The organism is Psychrobacter sp. CX18, assembly GCF_057396215.1.
Genome location: NZ_JBXYJH010000008.1, coordinates 30,356 through 44,331 on the forward strand (window position 1 = coordinate 30,356; position 13,976 = coordinate 44,331).

A 13,976-nucleotide genomic window follows, 5' to 3' on the forward strand; every position below is an offset into this window, starting at 1 on the left:
GTACTTTTTTGTCTTTCACGCAATTCAAACTTAACTTAAGGGCATTATGTTATGACTCACCCAAATTCAGCATCGTCTACTGCACACTCTGAAACTATGCGATGGCGCACTTTTGGACCAGGAATCTTATTGGCAACAGCTGCTATTGGCGGTTCACACCTTATATCCTCTACGCAGGCAGGAGCCATTTATGGCTGGCAATTGGCGATAATGATAATACTGGCAAATTTTTTTAAATATCCATTCTTTAAGTTTGGCACAGATTATGTCTATGAAACTGGTGAATCATTAGTTGCTGGTTATGCTAAAAAATCGCCAGTTTATTTATGGGCGTTTTTTATATTATCTTTAGCGGCTTCTGTGATTAGCACGGGTGCGGTAGCGCTTATTGCAGCTACTATTTTAGGGTTTATGCTCCCTGAAAGTTTAGCAATATCCACCACGATTTTGTCATTGATCGTCATGGGTGTGTCTTGGTTAATCCTAATTTTAGGTCATTATAAGATGCTTGATAAAGTGACCAAATTGATCATGGTAGCATTAACTGTGGCAACCTTGGCTGCTGTATTCATTGCCGCTGGAAAGCCCACAGTGATGGCACCTGATTTTGTTGCGCCCTCTCCTTGGAACATGGCGACTCTTGGTTTTATAGTGGCGTTAATGGGCTGGATGCCCGCACCATTAGAATTCTCTGCGATCAATTCAATGTGGATATCGGCCAAAGTAGAATCAGATCATACAACGCATCGTCAGGGTCTGGTTGACTTCAATGTGGGCTTCATTTCAACCGCGCTTTTAGCATTAGTATTTTTGGCGTTAGGGGTCTTTGTACAATATGGCACTGGGGTTGAGATTCAGACACAAGGTGGTGCGTATATTAGCCAGTTGATCAACATGTATACCGCTACTATTGGTGAGTGGTCACAATTTTTAGTGGCCTTTGTGGCCTTTATGGTCATGTTTGGTACGACGATCACTTGTGCAGATGGCTATGGCCGAATCAATGCAGAAAGTTGGCGTTTAATAAAAAATGACGTCAAGATGGATGAAAAGCAGCTCTTATTTTGGATCACCTATACCTCAGTTGGTGGCTTCATCATCATTACTTTCTTTACCGGTCAACTTGGTTCGATGCTTAAGTTTGCAATGATTTCTGCCTTCGTTTCAGCCCCTATTTTTGGATGGCTGAACTATTCATTGGCTAAAAATCATCAAAAACTATCGCCAAGTATGAACTTATATAGTATTGCAGGATTGATCTTTTTAGGCGGTATCGCGCTTTTATTTATGGCTCAATTATTGAAGATCATTTAAAAGTTTCATTTATCGGTCAATTATATGATTAATGTAAGATAGCTATGTGTCAGACGTAAATAGGGCTGTTTGATGACAGCCCTTATTTATGTAGTACTGCTTGTTGATTTGGGTGTATCTATTAAATAGTTGTGGTGCATCGCCGCTATTTCATTGTATATTTGCTTATACAGTCTTTAATCTGCATTTTACTTTTAAAATGAATTGCTTTTAATAACAATAGTGACATGCCGGTTTTTACAGGGAGTTTATGAGTCGTATGAAAATTAATAAAGCAAACTCTACATATACCAAACATCAAGTTGGTGTTCGTTTATTACGCAGGAACCGCCATATATTTAGCGGTTTAATTATATTATTTGCAGCCCTAGGGTGTGATACACAAAGTGATCACCCCATGAGTCAAACTGTGCCCGTTGAGTTTGAAAATTGGCAGAGTGAGATTCAGGATGCTTATAACGATTTATCTAACGATGAGCAGCAGTTACTGAGTCGTTATATGCAGCGTATGCAATTAAGTGACGCTCAACAACAAGGCGCTACAACTCAAGTCACTATTGACGAGGCCATTGAACAGCAGCGCAAATATGAAGAATTGCACCCGAATAATCCTATAGGTCAGAAGACGGATGAAAACAGGGAGTTACAACGGGATCAATACCCTATTACTTTACTGCCTTATAAACCGAGTGACACTGATACTTTAAATAACGTAAAACTGTCTTTTGTTATGACGAATAAGAGTAATGTCCCTGTTAATGGCTTTAAAGGGACATTAATGCTTAACCATCCTGATTTTGCAAAACCTAAACCCGTGGTTATATCTCTGGTAGATTTCAACCCACCTCTGGCACCCAATGCGAACTATGAGTTCGACGCTGACGTTAATATTTCCGATGCCAAAGTATATGAGGCGATCAAACATCCTCAAAATATCAGCATAGAGGTCACTAAGGGCAGTTTAACCTTAAAAGATGGGCACACAATGGATTTTGAATAAGCTATTTTTAATAGTAGCTATCATAAACAGCAGCTATAGCTATTTTAGGTCAATAAAGCGGGTTCTTGATAATTATCGGCACCTTTAAGAGAAGTTAATGCAATTAAAAAGATTAAAAGCATTTCATACTGTGGCGCAACTAGGAAGCTTTAGTGAAGCCATTGATGCGACGGGGCTATCACAGCCGACACTAAGCCGGCTAATTAAGCAGCTTGAGGAGGATATTGGAGTAGAGCTTATCGATCGCTATCATCGCCCCCTGGAGCTAACCCCTGCTGGAGCATTCTTTTATGAAAAGGTTGATTCTATATTAAGGGAGCTTGACAGTAGCATAACTCTTACTCAAAAACTGGCTTATCCACCTGACAACCTAAACATAGGCTTTGTACCTTCAGTGTTATACGGCCTACTCCCTACCGTGATTTCAAGGTTAAAGCTGCGTTTACCTAGTTTAGATATTCATCTAAAAGATATCAGCTCATTCAGACAAGTTGACGCATTAAAAGCGGGTGAAATTGATGTCGGTTTCGGGCGTTTTGCACATGATGATGCTAATTTAAACCAGATATTATTGCGTCATGAGCGTTATGTAGCCGCTTTACCTAAGACACATGAATTAGCAAACCAGAGTGATATTCACCTCAAGCAATTACAAGATAGCCGTATAATCTTATATCACCAGACACATTTACCGGTATCCAATGTATCCATTACAGTTTCTGATAATAACGATGCGCCTTTATTGATTAGTGAGCCTTTACTGCATCTATTTTCAAAACAGTCAGCTTTACCCCACCATACTACTTCAGTTAGTGATATACAGGTTGCATTAGGTCTTGTAGCAGCAGGTGAAGGGATAACCTTGGTGCCTGATAGTCTTAAATCGGTACGTTCAGATCAAATTAGCTACCGCTCATTAATCCATGAAGATGCAACCTCTCCTATATATCTTTGTGCACTACAAGCGCCCACACATCCCGCATTTTCAATACTTTTAGACGTTGTATATGATATATATGAAGAACGCGGTATTACCTATCGGCGGATAAAGTAGTCAGATTTTAATTGTAACTAAATGTAAATTAATTTTAATTAAGTTTAAGGTTTTAATTTCATGTTCTGAATAATAATGCTTCGGAATCACTCAAATACGAATTTAAGTATTTAAAAAATAAATAAGTTTAATTTATATTAAATGATAATAAATATTAACTTATTATTATTTAGCTAACTCAATAGTCTAACCTCTTTTATCTAATTCATTTTGCAGGTACTCTACCAATATTCTACTTCTATTTTAGATTTCTGGATATATATCCTATTAATTAATTTTCTAGTAGCTTTCATTAATTTGAAAAAGAGTTATTCTAACTCAAATACAATAAAAGGAATGCCCATGAGTACTGAATCTGCTGGCAAGCGCTTTCGTAATGCCATCTCTGAACAAACGACTAATAATCAACCGCTACAAATCGTCGGCACTATCAATGCTTATACAGCAATGATGGCGACTCAAGTTGGTCACAAGGCAATATATTTATCGGGTGCTGGTGTAGCGAATGCCTCTTATGGACTGCCTGATTTAGGTATGACCAGCTTAGACAATGTATTAGAAGATGCCAGCCGTATTACCAATGCGGTACAAACGCCGCTATTAGTCGACATCGACACTGGTTGGGGCGGTGCTTTTAATATCTCCCAAACCATCAAAAAGATGGAAAAAGCAGGCGTGGCAGCTGTTCATATCGAAGACCAAGTGGCACAAAAACGCTGTGGTCATCGTCCTAACAAAGAAATCGTGTCTACCAGTGAAATGGTGGATCGTCTAAAAGCGGCTCTTGATGCCAAAGTTGACCCAGATTTTGTGGTTATGGCGCGAACAGATGCGTTATCTGTTGAAGGATTAGAGGCAGCCGTTGAACGTGCCGTTGCTTTTGAAGAAGCTGGCGCAGATATGATTTTCGCAGAAGCGTTAACTGACATTGAGATGTATCGCAAGTTTACCGATGTATTAAATATTCCTGTACTGGCTAATATGACAGAATTTGGACAAACGGATCTGTATACGACTGAACAGTTATTTGAGGTCGGTGTAGAGATGGTCTTATATCCTCTATCTGCTTTTCGTGCAATGAACAAGGCCGCATTAAATGTTTATCAACATCTATTAGACGACGGTACGCAGGAAAATGTTGTGGATACTATGCAAACTCGTATGGAGTTGTACGATTTCTTAAATTATCATGAATTTGAGCGTAAGCTTGACGAGCTTTTTGCTCAGAAGAAGTAATGTTTATCAAAACTAGTCTAAAAAGTTATTTGATATCAATCAAAAGTCTTATATAACATATTTTTATATGGTTAATATTTTTAGTACCAATAATCAATATCTACAATATCTACACTAACGCAACCTAATTATTTAAAGGAAAGTATTATGGCAGCAGGCAAGCAACTATCAGGCGCAGGTTTACGTGGACAAATAGCAGGTCAAACCTCACTATCTACCGTTGGTAAATCCGGCTCTGGATTAACTTATCGTGGATATGATGTCAAAGATTTAGCAGAAAATTGCATCTTTGAAGAAGTGGCTTATCTATTATTATATGGTGAGCTTCCTACTCAGACACAACTTGATGACTATAAAGCTGAGCTCAAAAAGTTACGTGACTTACCGCAAGCTTTAAAAGATGTATTAGAGCGTATACCTCAATCTGCGCACCCGATGGATGTGTTAAGAACGGGTTGTTCAATGCTAGGTAATTTAGAGCCTGAAGAAAGCTTTGATCAACAGCTTGATAAAACCAATCGTATGTTGTCCGCTTTCCCAGCAATTATCAATTATTGGTATCGTTTCAGCCATAATGGTGAAAAAATCGATTGTATGACTGATGCTGAAACGCTTGGTGGCCATTTCTTACAATTGCTTAAAGGTGAGAAGCCAAGCGAATTGCATGAAAGAGTGATGAACGTGTCTTTAATTCTATATGCTGAGCATGAATTCAACGCTTCTACGTTTACTGCCCGTGTTTGTGCCTCTACTCTATCGGATCTATTCTCTTGTATTACTGGAGCAATCGGTACGCTACGTGGACCTTTACACGGTGGTGCTAACGAAGCGGCTATGGAATTAATTGAAGGTTTTGATTCTCCTGAAGCTGCAGAATCTGGCTTAATGGGCATGCTAGAGCGTAAAGAAAAGATTATGGGCTTTGGTCATGCTATTTATAGTGATTCTGATCCTCGTAATGTGATCATTAAGCAATGGGCTGAAAAATTAGCCGCAGATGTGGGTGATGACGTGTTATACCCTGTATCAGTAAGATGTGAAGAAGTAATGTGGCGCGAGAAGAAACTATTTTGTAATGCTGATTTCTTCCATGCGTCAACTTATAACTTTATGGGCATTCCAACGAAATTGTTCACGCCTATATTCGTTTGTTCACGTTTAACTGGCTGGGCCGCTCATGTATTTGAGCAACGTTCTAACAACCGCATTATTCGCCCAAGTGCCGAATATATTGGTGAAGAACCAAGAGAAGTGCCCCCTATCGCTGAGCGTGGGTAATACTCTCTAAATTGGTAAAAAGGCTTCATCTTTATTATAAAATATTATGAGGATGCGGCCTTTTTAATTTTTAATACTCACTATCTCATCATCTAATATCTAGTCTACAAATCAACTTATATAAACCCTGCAAACAGAACTAAATGACAATGACCTTATAGCTTAACGAGCTTATCGACATATATTAAATAGTTTTTATAAAGATCTTATAAATCATATTAAATTTGCAATGAGTTTCATATTATTCTAAGGACAGCCAACTATGCCAAATCCCAATCAGCCCGTTCTCACTCACAAACACCCACAACCAATGAATTCCGACTTCAAAAAGCCATTGCCATTACCCAATGGTGAAGACAGTGGGTTATATTATTTCGATGTTGAACAAGCGGTTAATGATATTGAACCTGGTGCCTATGCCAAGCTACCTTTTAGCTCAAAGGTATTATGTGAAAATTTAGTACGTCGTTGCCCGCCAGAAGATTTAACCGAAGCCCTTTCGCAACATATTTATCGTAAGCAAGATCTAGATTTCCCATGGTATCCAGCGCGCGTTGTTTGCCATGATATCTTAGGACAAACGGCATTTGTGGATCTTGCAGGTTTGAGAGATGCCATCGCTGAAGAAGGGGGTGACCCATCAAAAGTAAACCCAATCGTTCCTACTCAGCTTATTGTTGACCATTCATTAGCGGTTGAACATGCAGGCTATGAAGAGAATGCTTTTGAGAAAAACCGTGCGATTGAAGAACGTCGTAACGAAGATCGTTTCCATTTTATCAATTGGTGTGAATATGCCTTTGATAATGTCAACGTTGTGCCTCCCGGCAACGGTATTATGCACCAAATTAATTTAGAAAAAATGTCTCCTGTGATCCAAGTAATTGCGGATAAAGCGGATGGTAAACCCGTTGCTTATCCTGACACTTTAGTCGGTACGGACAGTCATACTCCAATGGTTGATGCTCTTGGCGTTATCTCAATTGGCGTGGGTGGATTAGAAGCTGAAAGCGTCATGTTAGGTAACCCTTCTTATATGCGTTTGCCTAATATCGTTGGTCTAAATTTAACAGGTAAATTACAGCCAGGTATAACGGGTACTGATTTAGTACTAGCCATGACCGAATTCCTACGTAACGAAGGCGTTGTATCCGCGTATGTTGAATGCTTTGGAGATGGCGCTAGAAGTCTGTCTGTCGGCGATAGAGCGTCAATATCGAATATGACACCTGAATATGGTGCCACTGCGGTCATGTTCTCAATTGATGAGCAAACCATTGATTATTTACGTCTAACGGGTCGTACAGAACAACAAATTCGTGTTGTTGAAGCATATGCTAAGCAAACTGGGTTATGGGCAGACGGCATGAAAGATGCTGAATATGACCGTGTATTAAATTTTGATTTATCAAAAGTAGTGCGTAATATCGCAGGGCCTTCACGTCCGCATGCCCGTGTTTCTACCACTGATTTAGCGGAAGTCGGTATTGCTCACGCTGCTGACCAACCGCTTGTTGAGCCAGAAGATGGTTTGATGCCTGATGGTGCGGTAATTATTGCTGCTATTACCAGTTGTACCAATACCTCAAATCCCCGCAATATGATTGCTGCGGGAATCGTTGCCCGCAATGCGTTAGAGAAAGGTTTGGTTCGTAAGCCTTGGGTAAAATCTTCATTAGCACCCGGTTCAAAAGCGGTAAAACTGTACTTAGAAGAGGCTAATCTACTCCCTGATCTACAGCAACTTGGCTTTGATGTGGTTGCTTTTGCCTGTACGACATGTAATGGTATGAGTGGCGCCTTAGAACCAGAAATCCAGCAAGAAATCATTGACCGTGATCTATTCTCTACAGCCGTATTATCGGGTAACCGTAACTTTGACGGTCGCATTCATCCCTATGCAAAACAAGCCTTTCTTGCTTCTCCACCATTGGTCGTAGCTTACGCAATAGCGGGTACTATTCGTTTTGATATCGAAAAAGACTCATTAGGGAAAGATAAAGAGGGCAACGATGTCTACCTCAAAGACATTTGGTTTGATGACGCCGAGGTCGATGCGATTGTTGCCTCTGCGGTGAAGCCTGAGCAATATAACAAGGTTTATATACCCATGTTTGACGAAGGCGTTGTCGATGCAGAACGTCATGATGCAATTACTGACCCTCAGTACAATTGGCGTGAGATGAGTACGTATATCCGTCGCCCACCATATTGGGAAGGCACAATGGCAGAAGCCAATAAGCTTAAAGGCATGCGTCCGCTAGCGGTATTGGGTGATAACATCACTACCGACCATATGTCGCCTTCTAATGCGATTTTGCCAGATAGTGCTGCTGGTGAATATTTAGATACGATGGGACTACCAGCTGAGGACTATAATTCTTACGCTACGCACCGTGGTGATCATTTAACCGCTCAACGTGCTACCTTCGCTAATCCCAAACTATTAAACGAAATGGTTCGTGACGAAAATGGCGATGTCATTCAGGGCTCATTAGCTCGTGTGGAACCTGAAGGTAATGTGATGCGTATGTGGGAAGCGATTGAAACCTATATGACTCGTCAACAACCCCTTATCATTATTGCTGGTGATGGCTATGGTCAAGGTTCAAGCCGAGATTGGGCTGCTAAAGGCGTTCGTTTGGCGGGCGTTGAATGTGTTGTCGCTGAAGATTTTGAACGTATCCATCGTCAAAACTTAGTAGGAATGGGCGCCCTTCCCGTTCAATTTAAAGAGGGTACTACCCGTAAGACATTAAATATTGATGGTTCTGAAGTATTTGATATCGAAGGTGAAGTTTCAGCTGGTGGGGAGATGACATTGATTATTCATCGTACTGACGGTACAGTTGATAAAACGCCAGTTATTTGCCGTTTAGATACGGCGGATGAACTTAAAATGTATAAGTCTGGCGGTATGTTACAACGCTTTGCTAAAGAGTTTTTAGCCGGTGAAGTGATTTAAGTTATTTATCTTAAAAGACATCAATCCGTCTTAAATCACTTATCGATATTTATAAGGTTTTCTTAAGTTTTATTCAAAAGCATGACTTTCACTTTGTAGGAAGTCATGTTTTTTTATACCAAAATTCAAAATAAATTAAAAATATTTTTGAGTAGTTACAAATAATAATATATATTAACCTTAATGTTAGTTAGAAATAATAAAACGAAATCTTATTTACATATAAATAATTTACTTTATTTTATGCATTTTAACTAGCAAATATAAATTTACTTACTCGATGTTTGGGTTTTGCAATAAATTACTTAAAGAGAGACTTATGAAAAAACAATCCTTAATGGCGTTTATGCTGCTACTGTGCTCAACAGTAGCGCTAGCCGCAGAATCCGAACTGACGTCGTTGCAGAAATTTAGCGCTGGTGTTGATACAGCCATGGCCAATACCTTTGGCTGGTTTGTAAATGCAGTTTTCTACTCCGTACCCATTGCTGGTACTGCCTTTCCACTTATTGCTGGCTGGTTATTAATTGCAGCATTAATTTTTACCTTCTACTTTGGGTTTATTCAATTTAGAAAAATTGGACTATCTTTAGATATCGTACGGGGTAAGTATTCTGACCCCAATAAAAAAGAAGACGGTGAAGTCTCCCATTTCCAGGCTCTTGCTACTGCGCTATCAGGCACTGTGGGACTAGGAAACATTGCAGGCGTAGGTGCTGCATTAGCTATCGGTGGTCCTGGTGCAACATTTTGGATGATTTTAATCGGTCTTTTAGGCATGGCCTCTAAATTTGTAGAATGTACGTTGGGTGTTAAGTACCGTACTATTTTACCTTCAGGCGCCGTTTCAGGTGGTCCGATGTATTACTTAAGCCGAGGCCTAGCTGAACGGGGTATGGGCGGTTTGGGTAAGTTTTTAGCCGTCGGCTTTGCCCTTATGTGTATCCTTGGTAGCTTTGGTGGCGGTAATATGTTCCAAGGCAACCAAGCTTTCGCTATTATGAGCTCTACTTTTGATATTCCTTCACAATACGGCGTATTCTTTGGTATCGGTTTAGCGATTTTAGTTGGCATGGTTATTATTGGTGGTATGCCAAGAATTGCCACGGTTACCTCAAAGCTCGTGCCTTTTATGGCTATTCTTTATATCGGTATGAGTATTATTGTACTTTTTGGCAACTTCGCGCACATCGGTGCTGCATTTGGTCAAATTATTGATGGTGCCTTTACAGGTTCTGGTGTGGTTGGAGGATTTATAGGCGCCTTGATCCAAGGTTTAAAACGTGCCACCTTCTCAAACGAAGCGGGTATCGGTTCAGCAGCTATTGCTCACTCGGCAGTAAAAACGAACGAGCCTGCTACAGAAGGTCTGGTTGCGTTACTTGAGCCATTTATTGATACCGTTGTTATATGTACTATGACCGCGCTTGTTATTACTATTTCAGGTATGAATACTGCTCAGAATATCGCATTGGCAGGTGGTGAAGGTGCCTTAAGCGGTGTGGATCTAACCCGTGCAGCCTTTATGGAAACTGCCCCAATCTTCCAGTATTTCTTAGCCGTTGCCGTTATATTATTCGCTTTCTCTACAATGATATCATGGTCTTATTACGGTCTTAAGGCTTGGACCTATCTGTTTGGTGAAGGCAATATTAAAGAGTTAACCTTCAAATTAATATTCTGTGTGGTGGTTGTCATTGGCGCTACTATTCAGTTTAGTTTTGTTATCGATTTCTCAGATGCTGCCATTTTCGCAATGTCATTGTTTAACATCGTTGGTTTATACTTCTTAATGCCTGTCGTTAAGAAAGAAGTTCAATCTTATATTGACCGTGTTAAATCTGGTGAGATTAAAAAGTATAAATAAGCTTAATTAATTGTAATACATAACAGTTTGTTTATTATAAAGTCTCTTAAATTAAATTTAGGAGGCTTTTTTTATGTGGGTCATTTATTTCAGTCACTTTTGAGTATCAGGTGACATTTAGTGAAATTCATAAATTTAACATGGTTATAAAATACAAATTCCATCGTTTATTTTTAAATTGTAGATATATTAATAGGATATATTAATAGTTTGATAAACCCAAACGGTGTAATGATGATGACATCCAAGAGATATTTATTTTTATCAAGCGTTACAATGATTGCTTTGATCCTACTTGTATGCCTTACATATCTTGCCTTTGAATTTGATGATGGCAAGAACGAGTTTAATGCTAATAAATTTTTAGCCTCAGTAAGCCGCTTAACTCCTTTAAATAACTCCCTACCCCGCGATCAAAATAAAGCACCTATTTCCCTACAATACGAAGATCCCATTCGCTATATACAAACTAAAACCAACAGCAACGGCTATATAACCTCACCCCCGACTACAAACATTTCTTATGATGATGCAATCGCTAAAATAGAAAAAATTAGAACACAGCATCAACTTGACTATCAGAATGCTGTTTCGAAGGTGGAAAAACAACGTGTCATAGATAATGCTAGACAAGACTTTATAAAATCAATAACAACACTGCTGCCTTATTGGTATGGTACACCTTGGGACTATAATGGCACTTCAAATACCCCGCAAAAAGGGAAAATAGCCTGTGGTTATTACGTGACCACAGTTCTAGAGGATATCTCATTAAAAGTTGAACGTAATACATTAGCTCAACAAGCCTCAGAAAATATTATTAAAACACTGGCTGGCGAGAATCAAATTAAACGGTTTAGTAATAAGTCACTTGATGAATTTAATGACACGCTTAATAATTGGGGGGCAGGTCTATATGTCGTTGGCTTAGATTATCATGTCGGCTACATTTGGCATGATGGACAACATAGTCAATTTATCCATTCTACAATCATAGCCCCACGTGGTGTATTATCTGAACCTGCTAGCCGCTCAAACATTCTTGCAAATTCAAACTATAGAGTGCTTGGTAAAATTTCAGATAATGACACCTTAATATTAAAATGGATACTAGCGACTCCAATTCAAACCATCACTTAACACCCTCACTTCATTGTAATCTCTATAACCATTTTTAAATTTTAATCAATAGTTATGATTTAAGTGTCATTGAAAGTTATAATAAATAATAAATAGCAAGTTTTAATTTATAATTCATTTTTTATTTTAGGAATATGACATGTCTAATATGATCGACTCTCAACATTCATTCTCCCCTCAAATCTCTGTTCCCGCCACTTATATGCGTGGCGGTACGTCAAAAGGGGTATTCTTTAATTTAACTGATTTACCTGAAGCCTGCCAAGTGGCTGGGAATGCTCGTGATAACTTCTTAATGCGGGTAATAGGCAGTCCTGATCCTTATGGTAAACAAATCGATGGCCTAGGTAATGGCTCATCTAGTACCTCTAAGACAGTGATTTTGTCTAAGTCTGACCAACCCGATCATGATGTCAATTACTTATTTGGTCAAGTTAATATTAGCAAACCAATGGTTGATTGGGGTGGTAACTGTGGCAACTTAACCGCTGCCGTTGGCGCCTGTGCTATTAATATGGGACTGGTTGATTCAGAAAAAGCAGCCGCTAGTGTGGACGGTGCAATTCAAGGAATATGTGAGGTTCGTATATGGCAGCAAAATATCCGCAAAACTATTATTGCTCACGTGCCTGTCTATAAAGATGCTAATAATCAGGTGCAGGTTCAAGAAACCGGAGACTTTGAATTGGATGGGGTCACCTTCCCTGCCGCTGAAGTTAAAATTGAATTTATCGACCCCGTTGATTCATCGAGCGCCATGTTCCCAACTGGGAATCTTGTAGACGACTTTGATGTTTCTGGCTGCGACTTAAAACATGATAAAGTGCAGGCTACTTTTATTAATGCAGGTATACCGACGGTATTTTTGAAGGCTGAAGATTTAGGATTTAAGGGCACTGAACTTCAATCTGATATTAATAGTAATGACGCACTGCTTGCCAAGCTTGAGACCATTCGTGCCAAAGCTGGGGTGGCTATGGGGTTGTTCCAAAATGAATCAGAAGCTGCCAGTAGCCAACATATTCCCAAACTCGCTTGGGTAGCGCCTGCACAAACCTATACGGCCTCAAGTGGTAAAACAGTCAATGCGGGCGATATTGACTTAGTGGTCCGGGCGATGAGTATGGGGCAATTACACCACGCCATGATGGGTACAGCAGCGGTAGCCATTGCTGCGGCAGCAACCACGCAAGGCACGTTAGTAAATAAAGCGGCTAGTGATGGAAATGACACTGAACAATTATCCGAAGTTCGCTTTGGACATCCTTCTGGCACCTTACTGGTCGGAGGTAAAACGGAACTCGTCGAGGATCGCTGGCAGGCTAAAAAGGTATCAATGAGCCGTTCTGCCCGCCGTATTATGGTGGGACAAGTATTTGTGCCAACTGATAGTTTTTAAGGTATAGTCGCTATAGATAACTTGTATTCACAGTTTAAAGCTGGCTCTTTAAGAATAGCAGTAGCTTAATAATTCAAGGTTTTAGATACAGTGCCTGATTTGTATTACTATATCGCTATTACCTCATGTATCTTAATTTTATTGTAGGGATTAAAATGTTTATTCGAAGGATTGATGATTCATTGTCTTTAGCTTTATTACAACCCAGTTTTGCAAAAGACTATATCGCTATACTGGAAGATGAACGTGAGGAGTTATCCAATTATCTACCTTGGGTACAGTATGCTAAAGATGAAGAGTACTTCTGCTATTATATCAATAAAACGTTGCATGATTACGCAGAGGGCTCTTCACTTATTTGCGCCATTATTTATGACAAAAAGGTTATTGGTAGTGTTGGCATTAATGCGATCGATTATGAGGTTGAAAAGGCAAATTTAGGATACTGGATTAGCAAGCATTATCGCGGCAAAGGCATTATAACCCGTTGTACCAAAGAGATTATCCAAATAGCTTTTGATGAATTAGGTCTTAGTAAGATTGAAATTAAAACCGTCGTTGAAAACTTAGACAGTCGTGCTGTGCCTGAAAGATTAGGCTTTGCATTAGAGGGTATCATCACTCAATCAGAGCGAGTACATGATAGACTTGTTGATCAAGCTATTTATGGTCTACACAAAAGAAACTTTAGCAACTAGGCTATCCTTATTATTATAAAATTTA

The 13,976-nt window shown here is 39.5% G+C and carries 10 protein-coding genes; all 10 read left to right on the plus strand.

What is annotated here, in order from left to right:
* Window positions 1-51 precede the first annotated feature (51 nt).
* The 10 genes from AC2SLT_RS07700 (at window position 52) to AC2SLT_RS07745 (ending at window position 13,951) form a co-directional block, all read left to right on the plus strand.
* The gene (locus AC2SLT_RS07700) at window positions 52-1,314 is read left to right on the plus strand and encodes an NRAMP family divalent metal transporter (protein WP_486547076.1); all 1,263 of its coding nucleotides are present in this window, start codon (window positions 52-54) and stop codon (window positions 1,312-1,314) included.
* Between the two features lie 250 nt (window positions 1,315-1,564).
* Window positions 1,565-2,314: a hypothetical protein gene (locus tag AC2SLT_RS07705; RefSeq protein ID WP_486547077.1), complete on the plus strand. Its 750-nt coding sequence runs from the start codon at window positions 1,565-1,567 to the stop codon at window positions 2,312-2,314.
* A gap of 97 nt (window positions 2,315-2,411) precedes the next feature.
* Entirely contained in the window at window positions 2,412-3,368 is a 957-nt protein-coding gene (locus AC2SLT_RS07710; RefSeq protein ID WP_486547078.1) for a LysR family transcriptional regulator, read from the plus strand.
* A gap of 342 nt (window positions 3,369-3,710) precedes the next feature.
* Window positions 3,711-4,604: a methylisocitrate lyase gene (gene prpB, locus AC2SLT_RS07715; RefSeq protein ID WP_486547079.1), complete on the plus strand. Its 894-nt coding sequence runs from the start codon at window positions 3,711-3,713 to the stop codon at window positions 4,602-4,604.
* A gap of 147 nt (window positions 4,605-4,751) precedes the next feature.
* The gene (gene prpC, locus AC2SLT_RS07720; protein ID WP_486547080.1) at window positions 4,752-5,882 is read left to right on the plus strand and encodes a bifunctional 2-methylcitrate synthase/citrate synthase; all 1,131 of its coding nucleotides are present in this window, start codon (window positions 4,752-4,754) and stop codon (window positions 5,880-5,882) included.
* 310 nt (window positions 5,883-6,192) lie between these two features.
* Window positions 6,193-8,847, plus strand: coding sequence for a Fe/S-dependent 2-methylisocitrate dehydratase AcnD (gene acnD, locus AC2SLT_RS07725; RefSeq protein WP_486547239.1), 2,655 nt, complete (start codon window positions 6,193-6,195; stop codon window positions 8,845-8,847).
* A gap of 319 nt (window positions 8,848-9,166) precedes the next feature.
* Complete coding sequence (locus tag AC2SLT_RS07730) at window positions 9,167-10,714, plus strand: alanine/glycine:cation symporter family protein (protein ID WP_486547081.1); 1,548 nt, start codon at window positions 9,167-9,169, stop codon at window positions 10,712-10,714.
* Between the two features lie 210 nt (window positions 10,715-10,924).
* Complete coding sequence (locus AC2SLT_RS07735) at window positions 10,925-11,854, plus strand: hypothetical protein (protein WP_486547082.1); 930 nt, start codon at window positions 10,925-10,927, stop codon at window positions 11,852-11,854.
* A gap of 139 nt (window positions 11,855-11,993) precedes the next feature.
* Window positions 11,994-13,253, plus strand: a complete 1,260-nt coding sequence (prpF, locus tag AC2SLT_RS07740; protein ID WP_486547083.1) for a 2-methylaconitate cis-trans isomerase PrpF — start codon at window positions 11,994-11,996, stop codon at window positions 13,251-13,253.
* Between the two features lie 155 nt (window positions 13,254-13,408).
* The gene (locus AC2SLT_RS07745) at window positions 13,409-13,951 is read left to right on the plus strand and encodes a GNAT family N-acetyltransferase (protein WP_486547084.1); all 543 of its coding nucleotides are present in this window, start codon (window positions 13,409-13,411) and stop codon (window positions 13,949-13,951) included.
* Window positions 13,952-13,976: the final 25 nt, after the last annotated feature.